We start from the raw sequence: 25,488 nt of genomic DNA on the forward strand, positions 1-25,488 counted from the left end.
CTCGCACTGTCGCGGCCGTGCGAGGGCCCGCGCCGCGGCGGTCCCGGTCCCGGCTGTCAGCCGAGCCAGTCGACCCGGCCGCCGTGCGGGGCGGTGTGCGCCAGCGGCCGGCCGTCGAGGGAGAGCACGAGGTACGGTCCCCAGCCGCCGGGGAACGGCTGCCCCGTGCCGGGCACCATGCCGGCTCCCTCCTGCGCGACCCAGCGCACCGGCAGGCTGCGCACCCGCTCGACGAACGCCGCGCGGCGGGCCGCGCCGACGTAGGGCAGCACCGCGGTGTGCAGGACGACCGGCGTCGCGCCCGCGGGGACGAGGGCGAGGGCATCGGGCAGCCGGTCGAGCAGGTCACCGGCGAGCAGGACGGGCGGGTCCTGCGCGGCGACCGCCGCGGCGGCGTCGAGCCGTGCCAGCCGCTCGTCCTCCACCGGGCCGGGCCAGACGAGGGCGCGCAGCCAGGCCCGGTCGTCGGGATCGGTGACGTCGAGCGGGTCGAGGTCGACGCCGATCCGCGCGACGACCTCGGGCAGCTGCGCCGGCACCGGCACCGGGCCGCTGGTCGTGCACCGCAGCCGCACCGGGCCCGGTGGTCCCAGCGGGCGGCCGTCGTACTCGTAGCCGTACCGGTCCGGGTACAGGCACAGCCCGGCCGCGGCCCCGACCTCCACGAGGGCGAGCGGGCCGCCGATCATCGCCAGGGCGGGCAGGAGCGCCGCGCAGCGCGCGGGCTCGTTGGTCTGCGTCCGGCGGGCGAGGATCGTGTCCCGGAGACGCCCGGCGTCGGAGACCACCCGTTCGCGCAGCTCGGCACCGTCCGCCGGGACGCCGCCGAGGAACCGCAGGGCGGCGAGGAACAGCGTCGGGTGCCGTTTCCCTGCCGGCAGGGCGGTCAGGAAGTCCAGCAGCTCCCGGTCGCCCGCCACGGCGGCCGCCAGCGCCGAGTAGACCGGCGCCTCAGCGGCGGACTCCTCGCTGAACGCCCGGTACCCCTCGGCCAGTCGCTCCGGCCCGGCGTCGGCACCCACCCCGCCATGGTGCCCGGGGCGCGCGGGAGGTCGCACCGGACCGGTCAGGCGCGCCCGCGGTCCCGGGCGCGGGGCCGCCCGGGCTCACCCTCACGGGTCCGGGCTCACCACCGGCGGTGAGGCCGGATGTGCGACGACCAGCTCACCTGATCATCGGCGGGCCGGCCCGCCGGAGCAGGCAAGGGTCGCCTCACCTCCGCGCGCTGGCGCGTCCCTGGGATGATGCGGGGTGGCAAGCAGCGCGATGGACCAGTCGAGGGGTAGGCGCAGAGACGTGGCAGCCAGCAAGGACAGCTTCGGTGCGAGGGCGACGCTGAGCGTCGACGGCACCGACTACGACATCTACCGGCTCGACGTGGTGGAGGGCGCGGACAAGCTGCCCTTCAGCCTGAAGGTCCTCCTGGAGAACCTGCTGCGCACCGAGGACGGCGCGAACGTCACCGCCGACCACGTCCGCGCGCTGGCGACCTGGGACCCGGCCGCCGAGCCCGACCAGGAGATCCAGTTCACCCCGGCCCGCGTGGTCATGCAGGACTTCACCGGCGTCCCCTGCATCGTCGACCTGGCCACCATGCGGGAGGCGATGGCCGAGATCGGCGGGGACCCGCAGAAGATCAACCCGCTGGCGCCGGCCGAGCTGGTCATCGACCACTCCGTGATCGCCGACGTCTTCGGCACGCCGGAGTCCTTCGAGCGCAACGTCGAGATCGAGTACGAGCGCAACGGCGAGCGCTACCAGTTCCTGCGCTGGGGGCAGGGTGCGTTCAGCGACTTCAAGGTCGTCCCCCCGGGCACCGGCATCGTGCACCAGGTCAACATCGAGCACCTCGCCCGCGTGGTCTTCCCCCGGCAGGAGGGCGACCGGGTCGTCGCCTACCCGGACACCTGCGTCGGCACCGACTCGCACACCACGATGGTCAACGGCCTGGGCGTGCTGGGCTGGGGCGTCGGCGGCATCGAGGCCGAGGCCGCGATGCTCGGCCAGCCGGTGTCGATGCTCATCCCGCGCGTGGTCGGCTTCAAGCTCACCGGCCAGCTGCCCGACGGCGCCACCGCCACCGACCTCGTCCTCACCATCACCGAGATGCTGCGGCGGCACGGCGTGGTCGGGAAGTTCGTCGAGTTCTACGGCGCCGGCGTCTCCGCCGTCCCGCTGGCCAACCGGGCGACGATCGGCAACATGAGCCCGGAGTTCGGCTCCACCGCGGCGATGTTCCCCATCGACGAGGAGACGATCACCTACCTGCAGCTCACCGGCCGCCCGGCCGAGCAGGTCGCGCTGGTCGAGGCCTACGCCAAGGAGCAGGGTCTCTGGCACGACCCGTCCCGCGAGCCGGCCTTCTCCGAGTACCTGGAGCTGGACCTCGCCACCGTCGTCCCGTCCATCGCCGGCCCGAAGCGGCCGCAGGACCGGGTCGCCATCACCGACGCGAAGGCCGCCTTCCGCGCCGCGCTGGGCGACTACGCGGCCGACGACGAGACCGGTGGCGAGGAGCGCAAGCCCGGCGTCCCCGCCAACGAGCAGCCCTACGGCGTGGAGTCCGCGGTCGACGAGGCGTCGGCCGAGTCCTTCCCGGCCTCCGACCCGGCCACGCCCGCCCCCGGGGCCGGCCACGGCAACGGCACCGCCGGCGCCCCGAACACCGTCGTCCCCGACCGGGTGCCCGACCGGCCCTCGAAGCCCACCCGGGTGGTGATGGAGGACGGCACGGAGACCTTCGTCGACCACGGGCACGTGGTGATCGCGGCGATCACCTCGTGCACCAACACCTCCAATCCGCAGGTGATGATCGGCGCGGCGCTGCTGGCCAAGAACGCCGTCGAGCGCGGGCTGAGCAGCAAGCCGTGGGTGAAGACGACGCTGGCCCCCGGGTCGAAGGTCGTCATGGACTACTACGAGAAGGCCGAGCTCACCCCGTACCTGGAGAAGCTGGGCTTCTACCTGGTCGGCTACGGCTGCACGACCTGCATCGGCAACTCCGGCCCGCTGCCGCAGCCGGTGTCCGACGCGGTCAACGAGGCCGACCTCGCCGTCGTCTCGGTGCTGTCGGGCAACCGCAACTTCGAGGGCCGGATCAACCCCGACGTCAAGATGAACTACCTGGCCTCCCCGCCGCTGGTCATCGCCTACGCGCTGGCCGGGTCCATGGACGTCGACCTGAACAACGACCCCCTGGGTCAGGACGAGGACGGCAACGACGTCTTCCTGCACGACATCTGGCCGTCCCCGCAGGAGGTGCAGCGGGTCATCGACCACGCGGTGTCCGCGGAGATGTTCAGCAAGGACTACGCCGACGTGTTCGCCGGCACCCAGCAGTGGCAGGACCTGCCGACGCCGACCGGGGACACCTTCGCCTGGGACCCCGAGAGCACCTACGTCCGCCGTCCCCCGTACTTCGAGGGGATGCCGGCCGAGCCGGCCCCGGTGCAGGACATCAGCGGGGCCCGCACCCTCGCCGTCCTCGGCGACTCGGTCACCACCGACCACATCTCCCCCGCCGGGTCGATCAAGGCCGACAGCCCGGCGGGTGCGTACCTGCGCGAGCACGGCGTGGAGCGGCGGGACTTCAACTCCTACGGCTCCCGTCGCGGGAACCACGAGGTGATGATCCGCGGCACCTTCGCCAACATCCGGCTGCGCAACCAGCTGGTCCCGGGCACCGAGGGCGGGGTCACGAGGAACCACCTCACCGGCGAGACGACGACGATCTACGACGCGTCGGTCGCCTACGCCGAGGCGGGCGTCCCGCTGGTCGTGCTGGCCGGCAAGGAGTACGGCTCGGGCTCCTCGCGGGACTGGGCGGCCAAGGGGACGGCGCTGCTCGGCGTCAAGGCGGTCATCGCCGAGAGCTACGAGCGGATCCACCGCTCCAACCTCATCGGCATGGGCGTGCTGCCGCTGCAGTTCCCGGCCGGCCAGGACCGCGAGTCCCTCGGCCTGACCGGCGAGGAGGAGTTCACCATCACCGGGATCACCGAGCTCAACGACGGGCGCACCCCGCGCACGGTGAAGGTGCAGGCCGAGGCATCGGACGGTCGGACGACCGAGTTCGACGCCACCGTCCGGATCGACACCCCCGGCGAGGCGAGCTACTACCGCAACGGCGGCATCATGCAGTACGTGCTGCGCTCGCTGCGCGGCTGACGCAGACCGCATGGACCTGGGCCTGGGCGGTCGCGGCTACCTGCTCACCGGCGCGAGCCGGGGGCTGGGCCACGCGGCCGCCCGGGCCCTCGTCGACGACGGGGCGCGGGTGCTGGTCAGCTCGCGCACGCCGGCGCACGTGGACGCCGCCGTCGCCTCGCTGGGCGGGGCGCCGGCGGCGCACGGCGTGGCCGCCGACCTCACCGACCCCGACGCCGCCGGGCGGCTGGTCGCGGCCGCCCGGGACCGGCTCGGCCGGGTGGACGGCCTGCTGGTCAGCGTGCCCGGCCCGGCGACCGGCAGCGTGCTGGGCACCGCCGAGCAGGACTGGCGCGACGGCGTGGAGGACGTGCTGCTCGGCCCGCTGCGGCTGGTGTGCGCGCTCGCCCCGCACCTGGGTGAGGGCGCGGCGATCGGTTTCGTGCTGTCCACGTCCGCGCGCTCCCCGTTGCCGGGCCTCGCCGTCTCCAACGGTCTGCGCCCCGGCCTGGCGATGACCGCCAAGCAGCTGGCCGACGAGCTGGCGCCGCGCGGCGTCCGGGTCGTCGGGCTGCTGCCGGGCACCTTCGCCACCGAGGCGGTCGTCCAGGGCGAGGCCGACTCCGGCGACCCGGCGCGGGCCCGCGCCACCGCCGCGGCCGGCATCCCGCTGGCCCGGGTCGGGGACCCGCAGGAGTTCGGCCGGGTCGCCGCCTTCCTGCTCTCCCCCGCCGCCTCGTACGTCACCGGCACCACCGTGGCCGTCGACGGCGGGAAGCTGAGGACGCCATGAACGAGGCCTCCCCCGTGCTGGTCGCCTGCGCGCACGGCACCCGCAACCCCACCGGCCGCCGGCTGGTCGCCGAGCTGGCGCTGGGCGCGCGCCGGCTGCGCCCGGGCCTGACCACGACCGCGGCCTTCGTCGACGTCCAGCCGCCCACGGTCGCCGACGTCGTCGCCGGCCTGGCCGGACACGGGCGCCCGGCGGTCGTCGTCCCGCTGCTGCTGTCCGGTGGCTACCACGTGCACGTGGACATCGCCCGGGCCGTGCGCGAGCACGACGCGGCCCGCGCCGCCCGCCCGCTGGGCCCGGACCCGCGGCTGGTCGCCGTGCTGCACGACCGGCTGGTCGCCTCCGGTGCCGACCCCGGCGACCCGGCCACCGCCGTCGTGCTCGCCGCCGCGGGCTCCAGCGACCCCCGGTCGGTCGCCGACGTCGACGCCACCGCGGCCGCCCTGCAGGAGCGCTGGACCGGGCCGGTGCGTACCGGCTACGGCTCCGCCGCGCAGCCGCCGGTGCCCGACGCCGTCGCCGCGGCGCGGGCCGCCGGCGCCCGCCGCGTGGTGCTGGCCGCCTACCTGCTGGCGCCCGGCCACTTCCACGACAAGCTGGCCGGCGCCGGCGCCGACGCGGTCACCGCCCCGCTGCTGCCCGACGAGCGCATCGCCGCCGTCCTGCTCGACCGCTACGACGCCGCGGTCTCCGCCTGGCCCGCCTGACACCGCACAGCCTCTCTGGGACCATGGGAGGCGGGCCGCCTCCCGGCGCCCCCGGACGAGCGGTGCCGTACCCGGACAGCGACAAGACGGCGCCTGTGGAGGCTGTCGTGTCCTGGGTCGTCCTCGTCCTGTCCGGTGTGCTCGAGGCCGTGTGGGCCACCGCCCTCGGCCGCTCCGAGGGGTTCACCCGCCTCGCCCCGACGGTGGTCTTCGGCATCACCCTGGTGCTCAGCATGGCGGGGCTCGCCTACGCCATGCGCGAGCTGCCGGTCGGCACCTCCTACGCGGTCTGGGTCGGCATCGGTGCCGTGCTGACCGTGCTGATCGCCATGGTCACCGGCGAGGAGTCGGTCTCCGCGGTCAAGGTGCTGCTCCTCGCCGGGATCGTCGGCTGCGTGATCGGCCTCAAGGTCCTCCACTGAGGAAGGACCCTCCACCCCCCGCGACTCGCAGGCTCGCGGCGGGTCCCTGCAGGAGGGCCGTTCCAGCACCTCGCCGTTCGCTACAGTGGCTGCAGCGACGAGGCCACGTGCCTACTGGGGCGTGAGCAGGCCCCGCAGCTCCTGGGTGAGGGCCTCGCGGGCCTCCGGGTGCTGCAGCCAGGCGGCCGGCGTGGACTGCAGCAGCGCGATCCGCCACCGCCCGCCCTCTTGGACGGCGACCATGGTGTGCACGGTGTGCAGCCGCGGGTCGAGGTCGTTGCCGCCTGGCGGGATCATCCCGGCGTGGGCCATGAGCACCGCGACGTCGGCGGCCAGCGGGCGGACCGTCCGGACCACGCCCACGTAGGTCTGCGTGGGCTGGCTGCCGAAGACCTGCCGCAGGTGCGCGGCGATGGACAGCCGGCCGTGGTGGTGGCTGCCGTCGTACCCGACGATGTCCCCGTCGTCGGCGAACCCGGCGGCCACGGCCGCACCGCTGCGCCGGTTCCACCCGTCGAGGAACTGGGCGTAGAGCGCCCGGATCTGGGCGTCGTTCGGGTGCGCGGACGTCACGCTGGCTCCTCAAGCATTGCGGGGACGAGAGGAACGGTAGTGGTCACGCCGCGCCGACCCTCCGCCCCTCCCCGACGCTGAACTGCGTCCGGTACAGGTCGGCGTACCGCCCGCCGAGCGCCAGCAACTCCTCGTGCGTGCCCGACTCCACGATGCGACCACCGTCGACCACGAGGATCTGGTCGGCGCTGCGGATGGTGGACAGCCGGTGCGCGATGACCAGCGACGTCCGGCCGGTCAGCGCGGTGTCCAGCGCGTGCTGCACGGCCACCTCCGACTCGCTGTCCAGGTGCGCGGTGGCCTCGTCGAGGATCACGATCGCCGGCGCCTTGAGCAGCACCCGGGCGATCGCCAGCCGCTGCTTCTCCCCGCCGGACAGCCGGTGGCCGCGGTCGCCGACGACGGTGTCCAGCCCGTCGGGCAGCGAGCGCACCAGCGCCCCGATACGGGCCCCGGACAGCGCGGCCCACAGCTGCTCCTCGGTCGCCTCGGGGCGGACGTAGAGCAGGTTGGCGCGGATCGTGTCGTGGAACAGGTGCGCGTCCTGGCTGACCACGCCGATCGTGTCGCGCAGCGAGGCCAGCGTGGCCCGCCGGACGTCGAGACCGCCGACCCGCACGGCGCCGCGGGTCACGTCGTACAGCCGCGGTACCAGGGCGGCGATCGTCGACTTGCCCGCCCCGGAGTGGCCGACCAGGGCGACGAGCTGCCCGGGCTCGACGCGGAAGGAGACGTCGTGCAGGACGTCGACCGGCCCGCCGTGCTCGGGCAGCGACACGTCCTCCAGTGACGGCAGCGACACGTCGGCGGCCGACGGGTAGCTGAAGGAGACCGCGTCGAACTCGACCGACCGGTCGCCGGTCGGTACCGGGACGGCGTCGGGCTCCTCCCGGATCATCGGCTGCAGGTCGAGCACCTCGAAGACCCGGTCGAAGCTGACCATCGCGCTCATCACGTCCACCCGGACGTTGGCCAGCGCGGTCAGCGGCCCGTACAGCCGGGACAGCAGCAGTGCCAGCGCCACGACGTCGCCGGGGCTGAGCGACCCGGTGAAGGCCAGCCACCCGCCCAGGCCGTAGACCAGCGCGGTGGCCAGCGCGGCGACCAGCGTGAGCGCGGTGAAGAAGGTCCGCCCGTACATGGCCGACAGGACGCCGATGTCGCGCACCCGGGCGGCCCGCCCGCGGAACCCCTCGGCCTCGGCCTCGGGCCGGCCGAACAGCTTGACCAGCAGCGCCCCGGCCACGTTGAACCGCTCGGTCATGGTGGCGTTCATCGACGCGTTGAGCGTGTAGGACTCCCGGGTGATCTCCTGCAGCCGCCGGCCGATCCGCCGGGCGGGCAGCACGAACACCGGCACCAGCACCAGGGACAGCGCGGTGATCTGCCAGGACAGCGCGAACATGACGCCGGCGGTGAGCACCAGGCCGATGACGTTGGACAGCACCCCGGACAGCGTCGAGGTGAACGCCTGCTGGGCGCCGATGACGTCGTTGTTGAGCCGGCTGACCAGCGCGCCGGTCTGGGTGCGGGTGAAGAAGGCGACCGGCATCCGCTGCACGTGCTCGTACACCCGGCTGCGCAGGTCGTAGATGACGCCCTCGCCGATGCGGGCGGAGAACCAGCGGGTGACCAGCGAGATGCCCGCGTCGACGACGGCCAGCCCGGCGATGAGCAGCGCGATCTGGACGACGTCGCCCGCCGTCCCCTCCAGGCCGGCGATCCGGTTGACGATCCGGCCGGCCAGCAGGGGGGTGAGCACGCCGATGACCGACGAGCCGACGACCAGCAGCAGGAACCAGGTCAGGTCGCGGCGGTAGGGCCGGGCGATGGCCAGGATGCGCCGGACGGTGCCCTTGGGCAGCTTGCGGGCGGTGACCGACGGGTCCCGGCGGAAGGACCGCATCGCCGCCATGGAGGTCATGGGAGAGCTCACGTCCGCCCCACCCCCTCTCCCGACCCCCCAACACCCGTCCCGGGTGGGCTGTTCCACCGCCAGCCTGCCGCGGACCCCCGACAGGACGGGGCCGGCCGGGCTCCGGTCAGCCCCGGCCGGCCAGCTCGGCCAGCTCGGCCAGCCGGCGGGCCTGCGCCGCCCGCTCGGCGGCGTCCTGGGTGTCCGGGTCGTTGCGGACGGCGGCGCGGACCAGCGCCGCGGTCTCCCGGCTCGCACCCACCGGCGCCGCGGTGATCGCGGTGACCAGGGCGGCCACGGCCCCGTCCAGCCCGGCCGCGGGGACGACGGCGTTGGCCAGCCCGATCGCCTGCGCCTCGGCCGCGCCGACGGCCCGCCCCGTCAGGCACAGCTCCAGGGCCCGCGAGTACCCCACCAGCTCCACCAGCGTGCTGGTGCCGGTGAGGTCGGGCACCAGCCCGAGGGTCGCCTCGGGCAGCCGCAGGGCGGCGTCCTCGGTGAGCACCCGCAGGTCGCAGGCCAGCGCCAGCTGCGCGCCGGCCCCGATGGCGTGCCCCTGCACCGCGGCGACCGACACGATCCCCGGGGCGCGCAGCCAGCGAAACCCGGCCTGGTAGCGGCGGATGCGCTCCTGCAGCTCCGCGGCCGGCAGCCGGCCCAGCTCGCCCAGCCCTCCGGGGGTGGCGGGGTCGGGGGTGAACAGGGAGCGGTCCAGGCCCGCGGAGAACGAGCGCCCCTCGCCGCGGACCACGACCACCCGCACGCCGTCGTCCAGCCCGTGGCCGACCGCGGCCAGCGCCGCCCAGGTGTCCGGCGTCTGGGCGTTGAGCTGGTCGGCCCGGTCGAGGGTGACGGTGAGGACGGCGCCGTCGCGCGCCGTCCTCACCCACCCGTGCGGGTCGTCCCCCGTCAACTCTTCCTGCTGTTGCGGTTGGCCCCTCCGCGGCTGCGCAGGCTCGCGCCGGACTCCGACAGCAACCGGTGCACGAACCCGTACGACCGGTTGGTCGACGACGCGAGGGACCGGATGCTCTCCCCGCCGTCGTAGCGCTTGCGCAGCTCATCGGCCAGCGACGTGCGGTCGCCCCCGGTGATGCGCTTGCCCTTGCCGAGATCCGCGGTGCTCGAGTCGGCCATGACTCCCCTCCGTCAGCAGCCGTCCGCGGACCCGTGGCCCGCCGGGGCTGCTCGTCTGCGTCGGCGCCGGGCCCCGCTGACCTCGGCGTCCCACACCGTCGATGATCACCCGTTCGGGCGAGGACGGCCAGGCGAGATCGCACACTGGCTGGATCGACTCCAGCGTGTCCGGGTGACCTCCGTCACACCGGGCCGGAGGGGTCCGCCCGGCCCGGTCACGGCCCGCGCAGGCCGTCCCGCAGCCGCCGCGGGGCACGGGACCACCACGCGTCGGTGAGCACCTCCTCGAGGTCCTCGACGGAGGCCCGCTCGACGTGGGCGAGCACCATCGGTGCAGGCCGGAGCCGGCGACGGTGGAGAACAGCCGCGGCCGGGCGGAGACGAGGGCCCCGACCACGTCCGCGTCGGCGGTGCGCAGCCCCAGCGCGGGCCCCGGCGGCGCCCGGTCGCCGAGCAGCTCCCGCTCGCCGCGGCGCAGCCGGCGCTCCCAGGCGAACGCCCGGCCCCCGCCCGCCAGGACCGGGTCCGCCCGTTGTCCTCCTCGACGGCGCCGGGCAGGCCCAGCGCGATGCCGCGCACGTCGTCCCAACTCGCCACCGGGACACCTCACCACGCGTCCGGCACCCCGGGCGGGGTGCGGCTACGCCAGCTCGACCAGGTCGGCGAGGTCCTCGCTCCAGGTGTCCTCGGTGCCGTCGGGCAGCAGGATGACCTTGTCCGGGTCCAGCGCCCGCACCGCGCCCTCGTCGTGGGTGACCAGCACGATGGCCCCGCTGTAGGTGCGCAGCGCCTGCAGCACCTGCTCCCGGCTGGCCGGGTCGAGGTTGTTGGTCGGCTCGTCGAGCAGGAGCACGTTGGCGCCGGAGACGACCAGCGTGGCCATGGCCAGCCGGGTCTTCTCGCCGCCGGACAGCGTGCCGGCCCGCTGGTCGACGGTGTCGCCGGAGAACAGGAACGCGCCCAGGATCCGCCGCAGCTCGGTGTCGGTGCTCTGCGGGGCGGCCGACCGCATGACCTCCAACAGCGAGCGGTCCAGGTCGAGGGTCTCGTGCTCCTGCGCGTAGTAGCCGATCCGCAGCCCGTGGCCGGCCTTGACCTCGCCGGTGTCGGGCACCTCGGTGCCGGCCAGCATGCGCAGCAGCGTCGTCTTGCCCGCGCCGTTGAGCCCGAGGACGACGACCCGCGTGCCCCGGTCGACGGCGAGGTCGACGTCGGTGAAGACCTCGAGTGAGCCGTAGCTCTTGGACAGCCCCTCCGCGGTGAGCGGCGTCTTCCCGCACGCCGCCGGCGTGGGGAACCGCAGCTTGGCCACCCGGTCCTGGACGCGCACGTCCTCCAGGCCGGCCGCGAGCCGCTGGGCACGCTTGTCCATGCTCTGTGCGGCCTTGGCCTTGGTGGCCTTGGCGCGCATCCGGTCCGCCTGCGAGGTGAGGGCGTCGATCTTGCGCTCGGTGTTGGCCCGCTCCTGCCTGCGCCGCCGCTCGTCGGTCTCCCGCTGCGCCAGGTAGGGCTTCCAGCCGAGGTTGTAGAGGTCGACGGTGGCCCGGTTGGCGTCCAGGTGCCAGACCTTGTTGACCACGGCGTCGAGCAGCTCGACGTCGTGGCTGATCACGATGAGCCCGCCCCGGTGGGCGGACAGGAAGCCCCGGAGCCAGGTGATCGAGTCGGCGTCCAGGTGGTTCGTGGGCTCGTCGAGCAGCAGCGTCTCGGCGTCGGAGAACAGGATGCGGGCCAGCTCCACGCGCCGCCGCTGCCCGCCGGACAGGGTGCGCAGCGGCTGCGTGAGCACCCGGTCGGGCAGGCCGAGGGCGGTGCAGATGCGCGCCGCCTCGCTCTCCGCGGCGTAGCCGCCGAGGGCGGCGAACTGGTCCTCCAGCCGGCCGTAGCGGCGCACGGCGCGGTCGCGCTCGGCGTCGTCGGCCGGCTCTGCCATGGCCACCTGCGCCTTGGTCATCTGCGCGCGGAGCACGTCGAGGCCGCGGCCGGAGAGCACGCGGTCGCTGGCGGAGATGTCCAGGTCGCCGCTGCGCGGGTCCTGCGGCAGGTAGCCGATCTCGCCGGTGACCTCCACCGTGCCGGCGTGCGGCAGCCGCTCGCCGGCCAGCGTGGTCAGCGTGGTGGTCTTGCCGGCGCCGTTGCGGCCGACGAGGCCGATGCGGTCGCCAGGCTGCACGCGGAGGCTGGCGTCGCTGATGAGGACGCGGGCCCCGGCGCGCAGCTCGAGGCCGGTCGTCGTGATCACTGATCCCAGGGTAGGCGCTCCCGGGCGTGCGGCCGACCGGACCGCCGGGTGACGTCGGCGGCACCGCTGTCCACAGACGGGGTGAGACGGCTCCCGCCGGGGCGGCCGACCGGCGACGATCACGGCCATGACCTCGACGTCCGGTCCGTCCTGGCGCCCGTCCTGCCCGGTGTGCGGCCGGCCCGCCGCCGGCTCGGGGCCGGCGCCGTGCCTGTCCTGCGGCCTGCCGGCCGTCGGCGAGGCGGCCCGGGTGGTGGCCCGCATCGGCGCCACGATCGAGGAGCTGGCCCGCGACCGCGACCGGCTGCTGGTCACCCTGCGGACGGCGGCGGAGCGCGCACCCGCGCCGGCACCTCCCCCGGCACCCGCGGCCGCGCCCGTCCGCCGGGTCGCCGCCCCCGCGCTCCCGCCGGCGCCGGCCGGGCCGTCGATCGACGAGCGGTACCCCGTGCGGGCCCCCCGGCGCCGGGTCAGCCCGGAGCAGGTGCTCCTCGCGCTGGGCACGCTGCTCGTGGTGGCCGCGGGCATCACCTTCGTCGCGGTGGCGTGGGCCCGTCTGGGCCTGGTCTTCCAGTCCGCGGCCATGGCCACGGTCACCGCGGCCGCGTGCGCGGTCTCCGCCCGGACCGCCCGCCGCGGGCTGCGCGCCACCGAGGAGGCCCTGGCCGCCGCGGGCGCGACGCTGCTGGCCGTCGACCTGGCCGCGGCGCACGCGCTGGGCCTGTGGGGGCTGGACGACGTCGGGCTCCGGCTGTGGACTGCGGTCTCCTGCTGCGTCGTCGCGGCGGTCGCGGCGGGCCTGGGCCGGCTCACCCGCAGCACGGTCACCTGGCCGCTGGCGGCCCTGCTCGCCGTGCAGCCGGTGCCGCTGCTCCTGGTGCCCGAGGTCGCCACCACGGCCGCGGCCCTGGTGGCCGCCACCCTCGCCGTCGCCCTGCTCGACGTCGCGCTGCTGCTGCGGCTGCGCCGGGTGCTGGCGCCGGTCGCCCAGGTGCTGGCCGCGCTGTGGACGGGGGTCGCCGCGGTCGCGGGCGTGCTCGTCGCCTGGGTCGGCACGACGGCCGACGCGTGGACGGTCACCGCCCTGCTCGCGGCGGCGGGCACGGCCGGCCTGCTGCTCCGGCGGGACGGGCGGCTGGGCGCCCGGCTGCCCGCGGCCGCCCCGCTGGCCGGTGCCGGTGCGGCGGTGACCGCCCTGGCGCTCACCGGGGCGCTGGCCCGCGCCGACCTGCCCGGGTGGGTCGCCACGGCCGGGCTCGGCGTCGCCCTGCTCACGGCGGCGGTGCTCGCCGCGCCCCGGCGGGCGGCGGTGGCGGCGCTGGTGGGCGGCGGCGCGGTGCTCGCCGCGTGCGGCGGCGCGCTGCTCGCGGCCGAGGACCGCGTCGGCGTGCTGGGCCTGCTCGTCCTCGTCGGCACGCTGCCCGCCGCACTGGCCGCCGTGCGGCTGGAGGCGCTCCGGCCGGCGGCGGTGGCCGCCGTCCTGCTCTGCCCCGCGGCCGCGGCGCTGCTGGCCGGGGATGAGGGGTGGCTGTCCCCCGCCGTCGCCGGCCTGCTCGTCGCGCTGGTCGGCGCGGCCGGCTTCGCGCTGGCCGCGGCCCGGGCCGGCACGCCGGAGGAGCAGACGGCCGCCGGCACCGCGACGCTGGCCGGGCTGGCCGCGGCCGCGACGACGGCGGGCACCGGCGCCTGGGGGCAGGTGGCCGTCCAGCTGGCGGTCGTCGGCGCGGCCGCCGGGGCCTACGCCCTGGTGACCGGCCGGCGCGACGTGGCCGTGCTCGCCGTCGCCGACCTGGTGGTCGCCTGCTGGGTGGCCGCGGGCGGCGCCGGGATCCAGACGCCGGAGGTCTACACCGCGCCCGCGGCGGCCGGCCTGCTGCTGGTCGCGCTGCCGCAGCTGCGGGCCGGTGCCCGGTCGTGGGCGGCGGAGGGGCCGGCGGTCGGCGTGGCCCTGGTGCCGTCCGCGGTGCAGCTGCTCGCCGAGACCTCCGCGGTGCGGCTGGTGCTGGTGGTGGCGGCCGCGGCGGGGCTGACCGTCCTCGGCGCGCTGCGGCACCGCCAGGCGCCGTTCGTGGTGGGCGCCGGCGTGCTCACCGTGGTCGTCCTGGACGAGCTCACCCCCTACGCCGGCCTGGTGCCCCGGTGGGTCAGCCTGGCCTGCGCCGGCCTGCTGCTGCTGGCCGTCGGGGCGAGCTACGAGCGGCGCCGCCAGCAGGCCCGCGAGGCCGTCGCCTGGGTGGCGCAGATGCACTGAGCGCCGCAGGCGCCGGCGGGCACGCCGCCGGGAGGGGCCCCTACCGTGGACCGGTCGCACGCAGCCCGGAGGGGGGCGGGATGGGGACTGGGGTGCACTCGGCCCGCCCGCCGCAGCTCCTGCTCGTCGTCGGGGCGGTGCTCGTGGTCAGTGCCGGCGGGACGGCGGCCGCGCTGTCCGGCGGGGGGTCGGCCCGGCTGCTGCTGCTCCCCCTCGCCGCCGCGTCCGCCGGGGCCTCGGCCTGGGGGTCGCGCGCCCGGCTGCGCGCCACCGAGGAGACCCTCGCGGCGTCCGCGGTCGCGCTGGCCGTGCTGGGCACCGACAGCGGCACCCCGCTGCTGCGCGGCTCCGTCGTCCCCCCGCTGCTGCTGGCCGCGGTCTTCCTCGCGCTCGCCCGGTTGCTGCCCCGCCCGGCCACCTGGCCGCTGGCCGCCTGGCTGGCAGGTCAGCTGGCCGCGCTGCGCCTGCTGCCCGGCGTCGAGGACGGCGCCGCCCGCACGGCCTGGCTGCTGGCGGTCGCGTTGGCCGGGCTGGGCGTCGCGATCGGCGCCCGGCGGGTGGTCGCCCGGGTCGCACTGGTCACCACCGCGCCGTGGTGGGTGGCCGGCGTCCTGGGGGCGGTGGCGACGGCGTGGAGCGCGGGCGCGCCCGCCCGGTGGGCGTCGGCCGCGCTGACCGTCGCCGTCGCCCTCGAGCTGGTCGCCGCCCGCCAGGTGCGCCGGCTGGAGCCGCTGCTCGGGCCCCCGCGCGCCGTCCCGCTGCTGGCCGGGACGGTGTCCGGGGCGGCCCTCTGCGGGGCGCTGGGCGAGCCGGGGCCGGGGGCGGTGCTGCTGGCCGGGTACACCGGGGTCCTGCTGGCCGCCTTCTCCGCGGCGCTGCTGACCGGGTGGGTGCGCGGCCTGCTCCTCCCGGCCGCCCTGGCCGCGGGCGGCACGCTGGTCGTGCTGAGCGCCGGCCAGCTGGTGGCCGGGCGGCGCTGGGTCGAGCTGGTCCTGCTGCTGCTGCTCACCGCGCTGCCGTGCGTGCTGGTCGCGGCGTTGCGGCGCGACGACCGGCCGGTGGCGGTGCCCTCGGCCGTCGGCTGCCTGGCCGGCGCCGCGCTGGTGGCCACCGCGACCGGGCTGCTCCCCCCGGGTGCGGCGGCGGTCTGCCTGGGCCTGCTCTACGCGGCGTCCCTCGCCGTCGGCCTGGTGCTGGACCGTGACACCCGGCGGGCCACCGTGGTCACCGGGGCGGTGTGCGCCGCCCTGGCCGCGGTGCTGCTGGTGCTCGCCCGCGACCGCGGCGCGCTGGCGGTGCAGCTGGCCGGGCAGGGGCTGCTGTCCTCGGCCTGGGGCTGGCACGTGTGGCACACCCGCGACCCGGAGGCACCGATCGAGGGCAGTCCCGCGTGGCGGGCCGGCGCGGCCCAGCTGGTGCTGGCCGCGTGGACGACGACGGCGCTGGCCGGCTGGTCGGTGGTGGAGGCCTGGTCGCTGCCCGCGGCGCTCGGCCTGCTCCTGGCCGCCGGGCCGCAGCTGGGCGGCGGGCCGTCCTGGCCGGCGTGGGGCCCCGGGCTGGTGGTCGCCGCGGTGCCGTCGGTGGTGTGGGCGGTGGTCGCGCCCGGCAGCACCCGGCCGGTGCTGGTGCTGCTGGTCGCCGGCGCGGTCATGGGGGCGGCGGCGTGGCGGGCGGTGCGCGCCCCCCTGCTCGTCGCGGCGTGGACGGCGGTCGCGCTGGCGCTCGGCCTGGCCCTGGTCGCGCTGCCCCTGCCGGTGGCCGGCGCGCTCGGCGTGGGCGTGGTGCTGCTCGCCGTCGGCGCGCGGCGGGAGCGGTACCCGGTGGCCGGCTTCGGCGCCCGCCTGGCCGAGATGCGCTGACCGCCGCTCGACGTGTGACAGCGCCGATCATGGAGTCCGGGAAGCGACAGGCCGGTACGTGGCGGCGTGTCGCTTCCCGGACGTCACGATCGCGGGGACGCGAGAGGTGGCTAGACGCGGAAGCCGAGGGCCCTCAGCTGCTCGCGGCCGTCGTCGGTGATCTTGTCCGGGCCCCACGGCGGCATCCAGACCCAGTTGATCCGGATGTCGTCGACCAGGCCGGGGCCGGGGCCGCCGGTGAGCGCCTGGCGGGCCTGGTCCTCGATGACGTCGGTCAGCGGGCAGGCCGCCGAGGTCAGCGTCATGTCGATGACGGCGACCTGGCTGGCGGCGTCCTCGACCACGTCGAGGCCGTAGACCAGGCCGAGGTCGACGACGTTGACGCCCAGTTCAGGGTCGACGACGTCGCGCATGGCCTCCTCGAGGTCCTCGAGCAGGGCCGACTTGTAGGCCGGCAGGTCGCCCGGGGCGCCGTCGGTGGTCGGGGTGGCGTTCTCGGTGGTCTCGCTCATGCGTTCTCTCCTCCAGCCGGGGCGGTGGCCGACAGGGCGCGGGCCGACGCGTCCTTGAGGGCCATCCAGCTCATCAGCGCGCACTTGATCCGGGCCGGGTACTTGGACACGCCGGCGAACGCGACGGCGTCCTCCAGCTCGTCCTCCAGCTTCTCGGCCACCGACGGGTCGCCCTTGCTCTGCATCAGCGTCATGAAGTGCTCGCCGGTGGCGAGCGCGTCGGTGACCGGCCGGCCCACGACGAGCTCGTACATGGCCGACACCGACGCCTGGCTGATCGAGCAGCCCATCCCCTCGTAGGAGACGTCGGCGAGGGTGTCGCCGTCCAGGTGCACCCGGAGGGTGACCTCGTCGCCGCACGTGGGGTTGACGTGGTGGACCTCGGCCTCGAACGGTTCGCGCAGACCGCGGCCGTGCGGGTTGCGGTAGTGGTCCAGGATGATGTCCTGGTACATGGACTGCAGCTGCATCAGCTCACCTCACCCCTGTGCAACGCCGAAGAAGCGCTGGGCTTCCCGGATGCCGTCGGCGAGCGCGTCCACGTCGTCGTAGCCGGTGTGCACGTAGAACGTGGCCCGGGTGGTGGCCGGGACGCCGTAGCGGCGCACCACCGGCCAGGCGCAGTGGTGGCCGACCCGCACCTCGACGCCGAGGTCGTCGAGGACCTGGCCGACGTCGTGCGGGTGGATCCCGTCCACGGTGAAGGAGACCGCGCCGCCGCGGGCGACGGTGTCCGGCGGGCCGATGACGGTCACGCCGGGGATCTCGGCGAGCCGGGCCAGCGCGTAGCCGGTGAGCGCCTCCTCGTGGGCCTGGACGCTGGCCATGCCGAGGCGCTGCAGGTACTCCACGGCCGCGCCCAGGCCGACCACCTGCGCGGCCATGGGGACGCCGGCCTCGAAGCGCTGCGGCGGCGGCATGAAGGTGCTGCCCTCCATCCGCACGACCTCGATCATCGAGCCGCCGGTGAGGAACGGCGGCAGCGCGTCCAGCACCTCGTAGCGGCCCCACAGCACGCCGACGCCCGTGGGCCCGAGCATCTTGTGGCCGGAGAACACCAGGAAGTCCGCGCCGAGGGTGGTGACGTCGACCGGCTGGTGCGGCACCGACTGGGCGCCGTCGACCAGCACCAGCGCCCCGACCTCGCGGGCCCGGGCGACGATGCCGCCCAGCGGGTTGATCGTGCCGAGGATGTTCGACTGCTGGGTGACCGCCACCAGCCGGGTGCGCTCGTTGACCACCGTGCCGAGGTCGGAGAGGTCCAGCCGGCCGTCGTCGGTCAGGCCCAGCCAGCGCAGCGTCGCGCCGGTGCGCTCGCACAGCTGCTGCCAGGGCACCAGGTTGGCGTGGTGCTCCATCTCGGTGACCACGATCTCGTCACCCTGGCCGACGGCGTACCGGCGGAAGGCCGGCTCCTTGGCCGTGGCCGCGTTCGACAGCGCGTAGGCGACCAGGTTGATCGCCTCCGTGCTGTTGCGGGTGAAGACGATCTCCTCGGCGGGCGCACCCAGGAACCCGGCGACGGTGGCGCGGGCCCCCTCGTAGCGGGCGGTGGCCTCCTCGGCGAGCTGGTGCGCGCCGCGGTGCGGGGCGGCGTTGCAGGTCTCGTAGAAGTCGCGCTCGGCGTCCAGCACCGAGCGGGGCTTCTGCGAGGTGGCCCCGGAGTCGAGGTAGACCAGCCGCTTCCCGTCGCGGACGGTGCGCGACAGGATCGGGAAGTCCGCCCGGACCGCCTCGACGTCCAGGGGAAGGGGCACCTGCTGCGCCCCGGCACCGGGACGCGAGACGGTCTGGGTCACGCTCGTGGACCTCCAGTGGCGGCCTTCTCGGCGCTCGCCTGCTCGTTCGAGTCCTTGACGTAGGCGGCGTAGCCCTCGTTCTCCAGCTTCTCCGCCAGCTCCGGGCCGCCCTCCTCGGCGATCCGACCGCCCACGAAGACGTGCACGTAGTCCGGGGTGATGTAGCGCAGGATCCGCGTGTAGTGGGTGATCAGCAGGACGCCCACCTCGCTCTCCTGGCGGGCGCGGTTGACGCCCTCGGAGACCACCCGCAGCGCGTCGACGTCGAGGCCGGAGTCGGTCTCGTCGAGGATCGCGATGGCCGGCTTGAGCAGCCGCATCTGCAGGATCTCGTGGCGCTTCTTCTCACCGCCGGAGAAGCCCTCGTTGACGTTGCGCTCGGCGAAGGCGGAGTCCATCTCGAGCAGGTCCATCTCGCTCTTGACGTCCTTCACCCAGGTGCGCAGCTTCGGCGCCTCGCCCTTGATGGCGGTGGCGGCGGTGCGCAGGAAGTTCGACACCGAGACGCCGGGCACCTCGACCGGGTACTGCATGGCGAGGAACAGGCCGGCGCGGGCCCGCTCGTCGACGCTCATCGCGAGCACGTCCTCGCCGTCGAGGGTCACCGTGCCGCCGGTGATCGTGTACTTCGGGTGGCCGGCGATCGAGTAGGCGAGGGTCGACTTGCCCGACCCGTTCGGCCCCATGATCGCGTGCGTCTCGCCCGAGCGGACGGTCAGGTCGACGCCGCGCAGGATCTCCTTGGCGTCGTCCCCCTCCCCCACGCTCACGTGCAGGTGGCGGATCTCCAGAACGGACACTTCTCTTCTCGCTCCTCAGTTGCCGGACGCCAGCGGGAGGCGGCCGTCGCTCTCGGTGTCGACGAGCACGTCCTCCCCCTCCACGCGGACCGGGTAGACGTCGACCGGCTCGGTGGCCGGCAGGTTGGTGGGCTCGCCGGTGCGCAGGTCGAAGCACGACCCGTGCAGCCAGCACTCGATGGTGGGGGCGCCGTCGAGCTCCTCGACGTCGCCCTCGGACAGCGGGACCTCGGCGTGCGAGCACACGTCCTGGATCGCGTAGACGCCGCCCTGGAAGCGGACGACGGCCACGTCGACGTCGGCGAGCTCGACCCGCAGGGCGCCGTCCTCCGGCACCTCCGACAGCGCGCAGACCCGCTCGAAGCCCATGGTCAGGCCACCTCGACCGGCTGCTCGTCCAGGCCGGGCAGGGCGCCGAGGCGGGCCTCGATGGTGGCCATCAGCCGGTCCTGCAGCGCGTCCACGCCGATCCGCTGGACGACGTCGGCGAAGAAGCCGCGGACGACCAGGCGGCGCGCGGTCTCCGCGTCGATGCCCCGCGAGCACAGGTAGAACAGCTGCTCGTCGTCGAACCGGCCGGTGGCGCTGGCGTGGCCGGCGCCGACGATCTCGCCCGTCTCGATCTCCAGGTTGGGGACCGAGTCGGCGCGGGCGCCGTCGGTGAGCACCAGGTTGCGGTTGAGCTCGTAGGTGTCGGTGCCGGTCGCGGCGGGCCGGATGCGGACGTCGCCGATCCAGACGGTGCGCGCGCCCTCACCCTGCAGCGCGCCCTTGTAGAGCACGTTGCTGGTGCAGTTGGGCACCGCGTGGTCGACCCACAGCCGGTGCTCCTGGTGCTGGGTCTCGTCGGAGAAGTACACGCCGAACAGCTCCGCCGTCCCGCCGGGGCCGGCGTACTGCACGTTGCTGACCAGCCGCACCACGTCGCCGCCGAGGGTGACCACGACCTGGGTGGCGGTCGCGTCGCGGCCGACGACGGTGTCGAACTGCCCGCCGTGGACGGCGCCGGGTGCCCAGTCCTGCACGGAGACGACGGTGACCTGCGCGCCGTCCCCGACCAGGACGGCGACCCCGCCGGCGTACCGGGCCAGGCCCGTGTGGTCGAGGACGACGGTGGCACGGGCGAAGGCGCCCACCTCGACGACCAGCTGGCCCCACACCACGTCCTCGGCGCCGGCGCCGGACAGCCGCAGCGTGACCGGGCGGTCCAGCTGGGCCTCCGCGGGCACGCGGACGACGTCGGCGCCGCCGCTGTGCCGCCGGGCGAGGGCGGCCAGCCGGTCGACCGGGTCGGGCAGGGCCTTGAGCAGCGGGTCGTCGGCCTCCACGCGGGTCAGCTCGATGCCCTCGGGCAGGTCGGTCTCCCACTGCGGGCGGGCGCCGGTGTCGGCGCCGTCCAGCAGCGGGCGGATCCGGCGCATCGGGGTGAAGCGCCAGTCCTCCTCGCGGCCGGTGGGTCGTGGGAACGCGTCCGGGTCGGCCGAGGTGAACCGCTCGGCCGGCGAGCCGGTGGGCGCCGTCCCGCCGTGGGAGTGCGCACCCGGGGCGGCCTGCCCGGCGCTGCCGGTGCCGGAGGCCGGGGTGGTGGGCGGACCCGCCTGGGTGCCGACCCCCTCGCCGAAGAGCTCCCCGGCGAGGGTGGCCGACTCCGTGGTCAGGCCCGTGGTGTTCGGGTCGTCGTGCACCGACATCAGCCGACGGCACCTTCCATCTGCAGCTCGATCAGGCGGTTGAGCTCGAGGGCGTACTCCATCGGCAGCTCGCGGGCGATCGGCTCGACGAACCCGCGGACGACCATGGCCATCGCCTCGTCCTCGGACAGGCCCCGGCTCATCAGGTAGAAGAGCTGGTCGTCGCTGACCCGGGAGACGGTCGCCTCGTGGCCCATGGCGACGTCGTCCTCGCGGACGTCGACGTAGGGGTAGGTGTCCGAGCGGCTGATCGTGTCGACCAGCAGCGCGTCGCACTTGACGGTCGACCTCGACCCGTACGCGCCCTCGTCGACCTGGACCAGGCCGCGGTAGGACGTGCGCCCGCCGCCCCGGGCCACCGACTTGCTGACGATGGTCGAGGAGGTGTGCGGCGCGGCGTGCACCATCTTGGCGCCGGCGTCCTGGTGCTGGCCCTCGCCGGCGAAGGCGATGGAGAGCACCTCGCCCTTGGCGTGCTCGCCGGTCATCCAGACCGCCGGGTACTTCATGGTGACCTTGGAGCCGAGGTTGCCGTCGACCCACTCCATGGTCGCGCCCTCATGGGCGATGGCCCGCTTGGTGACCAGGTTGTAGACGTTGTTCGACCAGTTCTGGATGGTCGTGTACCGGCAGCGGGCGTTCTTCCGGACGATGATCTCGACGACCGCGGAGTGCAGCGAGTCCGACTTGTAGATCGGCGCGGTGCAGCCCTCGACGTAGTGCACGTAGGCGCCCTCGTCGACGATGATCAGCGTCCGCTCGAACTGGCCCATGTTCTCGGTGTTGATCCGGAAGTAGGCCTGCAGCGGGATCTCCACGTGCACGCCCTTCGGCACGTAGATGAACGAGCCGCCGGACCACACCGCGGTGTTCAGCGCGGCGAACTTGTTGTCCCCGGACGGGATGACCGAGCCGAAGTACTCGCGGAAGAGGTCCTCGTGCTCCCTGAGGGCGGTGTCGGTGTCGAGGAAGACGACCCCCTGCTCCTCGAGGTCCTCGCGGATCTTGTGGTAGACGACCTCGGACTCGTACTGGGCGGCCACACCGGCGACGAGCCGCTGCTTCTCCGCCTCGGGGATGCCCAGCCGGTCGTAGGTGTTCTTGATGTCCTCGGGCAGCTCCTCCCACGAGGTCGCCTGGGCCTCGGTGGAGCGCACGAAGTACTTGATGTTCTGGAAGTCGATCCCGGACAGGTCCGAGCCCCAGTCGGGCATCGGCTTGCGGTCGAACAGCTTCAGGGCCTTGAGCCGCCGCTCGAGCATCCACTCGGGCTCGTTCTTGCGCGCCGAGATGTCCCGGACGACGGCCTCGCTGAGCCCGCGCTTGGCGGTGGCACCGGCGGTGTCGGCGTCCGCCCAGCCGTACTGGTACCGGCCGAGCTGTTCGATCTGCTCGTCCTGGGTCAGCGGCGTTCCGGTCACCGGCTGCTGGGTGCTGGTCATGCGGGCGTCCTCTCCCGGGCGTTCGTGGGGGTGGTGCTGGTGGACGGTGCGGTGCGCTCGCGCGGAGTCGCTGCCCGCTCACCGGGTACAGGGCGTGCGGGGCCCGTTGTGTTCCCCGCGCGGATGTGTGCCGGGCCGCTCGCGCGGGGCACCGGCCCGGGGATGTGCGTGGTGCACACCCCGTCGCCGTGGGCGATGGTGGCCAGCCGCTGCACGTGCGTGCCGACGAGCCGGCCGATGACCGCCGTCTCGGCCTCGCACAGCTGCGGGAACTCCGCGGCCACGTGCGCGACCGGGCAGTGGTGCTGGCAGAGCTGACCGCCGCCGGACAGCGCCGAGGCCGAGGCAGCGTAGCCCTCGGCGGTGAGCGCCCCGGCCAGGGCCGTCGCCCGGGCCATGGCGCGGTCACCGGGGGCGGACTCGACCGCGGCCGAGCAGCGCTGCTCCAGTCCGGCCAGCTGCGCCTCGGCCACCTGCCGCACCGCCTCCGGGCCGCCCGAGGCGGCCACGAAGCGCAGCGCGGTGAGCGCCAGGTCGTCGTAGGCGTGCGGGAAGGTCGAGCGCCCGGCGTCGGTCAGGTGGAACAGCCGGGCCGGCCGGCCGCGGCCGCGCGGGGTGCCGGGCGCGTGCCGCTCCTCGACCCGGCCGGTGGCGACCAGCGCGTCGAGGTGGCGGCGGACGGCGGTCGGCGAGACGCCCAGCCGCTCGGCGAGCCCGGCGGCGGTCTGCGGGCCGTGCTCGAGGAGCAGGGCGCTGACCCGGTGTCGGGTGCGGCCGTCGTCCGCGGTCGCCGACGGCCGGGCCGGGGCGTTGACGCCCCCGCCGACCTGCACCGCACCGCTTTCCACAACACGAGTGTTGCCTATTCCGCGGCTCGTGCAAGGAAGGGCAACCTAACGCCGGACCGGCAGCAGCGGCCCCGCGCGACTCCCCCGCCGGCGCTGTGACCGACACCACGCCGCGGCGGCCGCGTCCGCAGCGGACCGGGGGGTCCGTCCGCCGCGGCTAGCATCGGGACGTGCCGGTCTCCCCCACCGTCGTCTCGCGGCTCGCCCTGGCCAACGCCGTGGCCAACGGCGCCATCGTCGTCACCGGCGGCGCCGTCCGGCTCACCGGCTCGGGCCTGGGCTGCCCGACCTGGCCGCGGTGCACCTCCGAGAGCTTCGTGGCCACCCCGGAGCTGGCCGGCCACGGCGCCATCGAGTTCGGCAACCGGCTGCTGACCTTCGTGCTGGCCGCGGTGGCCGTCGCCACCGTCGTCGCGGTGTGGCGCTCGTCGCGCCGCGACCTCCGGCCGCTCGCCGTCCTCACCTTCCTCGGCATCCCGGCGCAGGCGCTGCTCGGCGGGGTCACCGTGCTCACCGGGCTGAACCCGTGGACGGTCGCCGCGCACTTCCTCGTCTCGATCGTGCTCATCGCGCTGGCCACCGTGCTCTGGCTGCGCTCCCGCGAGCCCGGCGTGGGCGGGCCGCTGCTGCGCCGCCCGCTGGCCCTGCTGGTGGTCGGGATCGCCGCGGTCACCGGCGCCGTGCTGGTCCTGGGCACGCTGGTGACCGGCAGCGGGCCGCACAGCGGCGACGTGGACGCGAACGACGTCCCGACGGGCGACCGGATGGGCTTCGACGTGGAACTGGTCAGCCAGCTGCACGCCGACGCGGTGTTCCTCCTCGTCGGGCTGACCGTCGCCCTGCTCGTGGCGCTGCACGCGGTCGACGCCCCCGGCCGGGTGACGCGGGCCGCCCGCGACCTGCTGGTCGTGCAGCTGGCCCAGGGCGTCGTGGGCTACGTGCAGTACGTCACCGACCTGCCGATCGCGCTGGTGCTGCTGCACATGCTCGGCGCGGTGCTGGTGACCGCCTACACCGCCCGGCTGGTCTGGTCGGTCCGCGGCCCGGCCTCCGAGCAGCCGCTGGACGCCTCCAGGGTCCCGGCGTCCGCCGCGCGCTGAGGTCCGCTCACCCGGTGCGGTCGTCGCCGGACGTGAGGACCAGCCGGCCGGATGCCGAGCGTGTGCGCCCGCGCCCTGTCCGCCGGCGCGGACCGGGGCGTCCGCGCACACGCTCGGCGGCTCGACGGCGTAACGGGGACCCGTGGCCGGCGCACCGACCCGCCAGGGGGACGGCGCTCAGACGAGGACGTCGACGATGATCGCGATCGACAACAGGGTCATGTAGGTGATCGAGACGTGGAACAGCCGCATCGGGCGCTCGTCGCGGCCACCGCGCAGCCGGGCCAGCCACTGGTGGGCCTCCCGGACGAACCACGCGCCGAGCGCGACGGCGGGCACCGTGTAGACCCAGCCGAGCCCGGCGGTCACCGGCGCCAGCACCACGGAGACGGCGAGGGTCCCGTACGCCCAGGCGAGCGACTGGCGGCCCACCTCGACCGGGTCGGCCACGACCGAGAGCATCGGCACCGCGGCCCGGGCGTAGTCGTCGCGGAACCGCATCGCCAGCGCCCAGAAGTGCGGCATCTGCCAGCAGAAGACGATGCCGAAGAAGACCACCGCCGGCCAGGCCAGCGACCCGGTGACCGCGGCCCAGCCGATGAGCACCGGGGTGGCGCCGGGCAACCCGCCGAACACCGTGTTGTGCCGGGTGCGCCGCTTGAGCACCATCGTGTACAGCACCGAGTAGGCGACGATCGCCGCCGCGGCCAGCGCGGTGGCCAGCGGGGTGGTCTCGGACCACAGGACGGCCAGCGAGGCGCAGGCCAGCACGAGGCCGAAGGCGAGCGCGGAGCCGGCGCCGAGCACCCCGGTGGGCAGCGGCCGGTTCCGGGTGCGGTGCATCAGCCGGTCGATGTCGCGGTCGTACCAGCAGTTGATCGTGTTCGAGGCCCCGGCGGCCAGGGACCCGCCGAGCAGGGTGGCCAGCAGCAGCCGCCAGGAGGGCCAGCCCCCGGCCGCCAGCATCATCGCCGGCACCGTGGTGACCAGCAGCAGCTCGACCAGCCGGGGCTTGGTGAGTGCCACGTAGGCGCGCACCGTGGCCGACAGGCGGCGGGCCTGGACGGCCGGTCGCTCGGAGAGGGTCGTCACCGGGCGGCCGTCGACCGGGCGTCGGCGCGCGGGCAGGGCACCACCGGGCACAGCTCCACCAGCGACGGCGACAGCACGGGGTCCCTTCCGACCGGGGACGGGAGAACGGGCCCACTGTATCCCGCGCCCGGCGCCGTCCCCTCCGGGCATGACCAGGGT

Annotated in this window: 22 protein-coding genes and 1 riboswitch; of the genes, 7 read left to right on the forward strand and 15 right to left on the reverse strand. The window is 75.2% G+C overall.

The window, feature by feature from the left end; genetic code table 11:
- Nucleotides 1-56: 56 nt before the first annotated feature.
- Complete coding sequence (locus CHB98_RS06245) at nt 57-1,022, reverse strand: DUF2332 domain-containing protein (RefSeq protein ID WP_089304706.1); 966 nt, start codon at nt 1,020-1,022, stop codon at nt 57-59.
- Nucleotides 1,023-1,296: 274 nt separating this feature from the next.
- On the opposite strand from CHB98_RS06245, the gene CHB98_RS06250 reads away from it, so the two are divergent.
- From CHB98_RS06250 to CHB98_RS06265, 4 genes are all read left to right on the forward strand, one after another.
- Complete coding sequence (locus tag CHB98_RS06250; RefSeq protein WP_281251835.1) at nt 1,297-4,167, forward strand: aconitate hydratase; 2,871 nt, start codon at nt 1,297-1,299, stop codon at nt 4,165-4,167.
- Between the two features lie 10 nt (nt 4,168-4,177).
- Entirely contained in the window at nt 4,178-4,939 is a 762-nt protein-coding gene (locus tag CHB98_RS06255; protein WP_089304708.1) for an SDR family oxidoreductase, read from the forward strand.
- On the forward strand, nt 4,936-5,646 hold the full coding sequence (locus tag CHB98_RS06260) for a sirohydrochlorin chelatase (RefSeq protein ID WP_089304709.1): 711 nt from the start codon (nt 4,936-4,938) through the stop codon (nt 5,644-5,646). The genes CHB98_RS06255 and CHB98_RS06260 overlap by 4 nt, the downstream gene beginning before the upstream one ends.
- A 29-nt stretch (nt 5,647-5,675) precedes the next feature.
- Nucleotides 5,676-5,742: riboswitch (guanidine-III (ykkC-III) riboswitch) on the forward strand.
- Between the two features lie 11 nt (nt 5,743-5,753).
- Nucleotides 5,754-6,068 (forward strand): DMT family transporter, encoded by a 315-nt coding sequence (locus CHB98_RS06265; protein ID WP_089304710.1) that lies wholly within the window; start codon nt 5,754-5,756, stop codon nt 6,066-6,068.
- 111 nt (nt 6,069-6,179) lie between these two features.
- On the opposite strand, the gene CHB98_RS06270 is transcribed toward CHB98_RS06265, so the two are convergent.
- From CHB98_RS06270 to CHB98_RS06295, 5 genes are all read right to left on the reverse strand, one after another.
- Nucleotides 6,180-6,641: an SgcJ/EcaC family oxidoreductase gene (locus CHB98_RS06270; RefSeq protein ID WP_089304711.1), complete on the reverse strand. Its 462-nt coding sequence runs from the start codon at nt 6,639-6,641 to the stop codon at nt 6,180-6,182.
- A 43-nt stretch (nt 6,642-6,684) separates the two neighbouring features.
- Nucleotides 6,685-8,577, reverse strand: a complete 1,893-nt coding sequence (locus CHB98_RS06275; protein ID WP_245820954.1) for an ABC transporter ATP-binding protein — start codon at nt 8,575-8,577, stop codon at nt 6,685-6,687.
- Nucleotides 8,578-8,683: 106 nt separating this feature from the next.
- The gene (locus CHB98_RS06280) at nt 8,684-9,442 is read right to left on the reverse strand and encodes an enoyl-CoA hydratase/isomerase family protein (protein WP_245820955.1); all 759 of its coding nucleotides are present in this window, start codon (nt 9,440-9,442) and stop codon (nt 8,684-8,686) included.
- Nucleotides 9,443-9,465: 23 nt separating this feature from the next.
- The gene (locus CHB98_RS06285) at nt 9,466-9,693 is read right to left on the reverse strand and encodes a helix-turn-helix domain-containing protein (protein WP_072918430.1); all 228 of its coding nucleotides are present in this window, start codon (nt 9,691-9,693) and stop codon (nt 9,466-9,468) included.
- A 640-nt stretch (nt 9,694-10,333) separates the two neighbouring features.
- A complete protein-coding gene (locus CHB98_RS06295) occupies nt 10,334-11,935 on the reverse strand; it encodes an ABC-F family ATP-binding cassette domain-containing protein (protein ID WP_089304832.1) in 1,602 nt (533 codons plus the stop codon).
- 127 nt (nt 11,936-12,062) lie between these two features.
- Between CHB98_RS06295 and CHB98_RS06300 the strand changes: the two genes are divergently transcribed.
- Both CHB98_RS06300 and CHB98_RS06305 read left to right on the forward strand, forming a co-directional pair.
- Nucleotides 12,063-14,186, forward strand: a complete 2,124-nt coding sequence (locus CHB98_RS06300; protein WP_089304715.1) for an SCO7613 C-terminal domain-containing membrane protein — start codon at nt 12,063-12,065, stop codon at nt 14,184-14,186.
- Between the two features lie 80 nt (nt 14,187-14,266).
- Nucleotides 14,267-16,045 (forward strand): SCO7613 C-terminal domain-containing membrane protein, encoded by a 1,779-nt coding sequence (locus tag CHB98_RS06305; protein WP_143424963.1) that lies wholly within the window; start codon nt 14,267-14,269, stop codon nt 16,043-16,045.
- Between the two features lie 110 nt (nt 16,046-16,155).
- Here the strand turns inward: CHB98_RS06305 and CHB98_RS06310 are convergent, their stop codons facing one another.
- The 8 genes from CHB98_RS06310 to CHB98_RS06345 are packed head-to-tail and all read right to left on the reverse strand — an operon-like array spanning nt 16,156 to nt 23,137.
- The gene (locus tag CHB98_RS06310) at nt 16,156-16,557 is read right to left on the reverse strand and encodes a metal-sulfur cluster assembly factor (protein WP_089304717.1); all 402 of its coding nucleotides are present in this window, start codon (nt 16,555-16,557) and stop codon (nt 16,156-16,158) included.
- Complete coding sequence (gene sufU / locus CHB98_RS06315) at nt 16,554-17,027, reverse strand: Fe-S cluster assembly sulfur transfer protein SufU (RefSeq protein ID WP_089304718.1); 474 nt, start codon at nt 17,025-17,027, stop codon at nt 16,554-16,556. The genes CHB98_RS06310 and sufU overlap by 4 nt, the downstream gene beginning before the upstream one ends.
- 9 nt (nt 17,028-17,036) lie before the next feature.
- Nucleotides 17,037-18,356, reverse strand: coding sequence for a cysteine desulfurase (locus CHB98_RS06320; RefSeq protein ID WP_179224238.1), 1,320 nt, complete (start codon nt 18,354-18,356; stop codon nt 17,037-17,039).
- A complete protein-coding gene (sufC, locus tag CHB98_RS06325; protein WP_089304719.1) occupies nt 18,353-19,156 on the reverse strand; it encodes a Fe-S cluster assembly ATPase SufC in 804 nt (267 codons plus the stop codon). Before sufC ends, CHB98_RS06320 begins: the two co-directional genes overlap by 4 nt.
- 15 nt (nt 19,157-19,171) lie before the next feature.
- The gene (locus tag CHB98_RS06330; RefSeq protein WP_089304720.1) at nt 19,172-19,525 is read right to left on the reverse strand and encodes a non-heme iron oxygenase ferredoxin subunit; all 354 of its coding nucleotides are present in this window, start codon (nt 19,523-19,525) and stop codon (nt 19,172-19,174) included.
- A gap of 2 nt (nt 19,526-19,527) precedes the next feature.
- Nucleotides 19,528-20,847 (reverse strand): Fe-S cluster assembly protein SufD, encoded by a 1,320-nt coding sequence (gene sufD / locus CHB98_RS06335; protein ID WP_179224240.1) that lies wholly within the window; start codon nt 20,845-20,847, stop codon nt 19,528-19,530.
- Nucleotides 20,847-22,289 carry a Fe-S cluster assembly protein SufB gene (sufB, locus tag CHB98_RS06340; RefSeq protein WP_089304721.1) on the reverse strand — a complete coding sequence of 481 codons (1,443 nt, stop codon included), beginning with the start codon at nt 22,287-22,289 and terminating at the stop codon, nt 20,847-20,849. The genes sufD and sufB overlap by 1 nt, the downstream gene beginning before the upstream one ends.
- A complete protein-coding gene (locus tag CHB98_RS06345) occupies nt 22,286-23,137 on the reverse strand; it encodes a helix-turn-helix transcriptional regulator (protein WP_245820956.1) in 852 nt (283 codons plus the stop codon). The genes sufB and CHB98_RS06345 overlap by 4 nt, the downstream gene beginning before the upstream one ends.
- A 170-nt stretch (nt 23,138-23,307) precedes the next feature.
- Here CHB98_RS06345 and CHB98_RS06350 point away from each other — a divergent pair, with 170 nt between their 5' ends.
- Nucleotides 23,308-24,237 (forward strand): COX15/CtaA family protein, encoded by a 930-nt coding sequence (locus CHB98_RS06350; protein ID WP_089304723.1) that lies wholly within the window; start codon nt 23,308-23,310, stop codon nt 24,235-24,237.
- Between the two features lie 177 nt (nt 24,238-24,414).
- Here CHB98_RS06350 and CHB98_RS06355 read toward each other — a convergent pair whose 3' ends face one another.
- Nucleotides 24,415-25,329: a heme o synthase gene (locus CHB98_RS06355; RefSeq protein WP_218822263.1), complete on the reverse strand. Its 915-nt coding sequence runs from the start codon at nt 25,327-25,329 to the stop codon at nt 24,415-24,417.
- Nucleotides 25,330-25,488 lie beyond the last annotated feature (159 nt).

The sequence above is a fragment of the Geodermatophilus pulveris genome (assembly GCF_900188375.1).
GTDB classification, from domain to species: domain Bacteria; phylum Actinomycetota; class Actinomycetes; order Mycobacteriales; family Geodermatophilaceae; genus Geodermatophilus; species Geodermatophilus pulveris.

What these genes read in the sequence shown, in the direction of transcription:
- CHB98_RS06255 (WP_089304708.1), top strand. Translation starts at nt 4,178, where the DNA reads ATGGACCTGGGCCTGGGCGGTCGCGGCTACCTGCTCACCGGCGCGAGC.
- CHB98_RS06305 (WP_143424963.1), top strand. Translation starts at nt 14,267, where the DNA reads ATGGGGACTGGGGTGCACTCGGCCCGCCCGCCGCAGCTCCTGCTCGTC.
- CHB98_RS06285 (WP_072918430.1), bottom strand. Translation starts at nt 9,693, where the DNA reads ATGGCCGACTCGAGCACCGCGGATCTCGGCAAGGGCAAGCGCATCACC.
- CHB98_RS06310 (WP_089304717.1), bottom strand. Translation starts at nt 16,557, where the DNA reads ATGAGCGAGACCACCGAGAACGCCACCCCGACCACCGACGGCGCCCCG.
- sufB (WP_089304721.1), bottom strand. Translation starts at nt 22,289, where the DNA reads ATGACCAGCACCCAGCAGCCGGTGACCGGAACGCCGCTGACCCAGGAC.
- sufD (WP_179224240.1), bottom strand. Translation starts at nt 20,847, where the DNA reads ATGTCGGTGCACGACGACCCGAACACCACGGGCCTGACCACGGAGTCG.
- CHB98_RS06260 (WP_089304709.1), top strand. Translation starts at nt 4,936, where the DNA reads ATGAACGAGGCCTCCCCCGTGCTGGTCGCCTGCGCGCACGGCACCCGC.
- sufU (WP_089304718.1), bottom strand. Translation starts at nt 17,027, where the DNA reads ATGCAGCTGCAGTCCATGTACCAGGACATCATCCTGGACCACTACCGC.
- CHB98_RS06300 (WP_089304715.1), top strand. Translation starts at nt 12,063, where the DNA reads ATGACCTCGACGTCCGGTCCGTCCTGGCGCCCGTCCTGCCCGGTGTGC.
- CHB98_RS06330 (WP_089304720.1), bottom strand. Translation starts at nt 19,525, where the DNA reads ATGGGCTTCGAGCGGGTCTGCGCGCTGTCGGAGGTGCCGGAGGACGGC.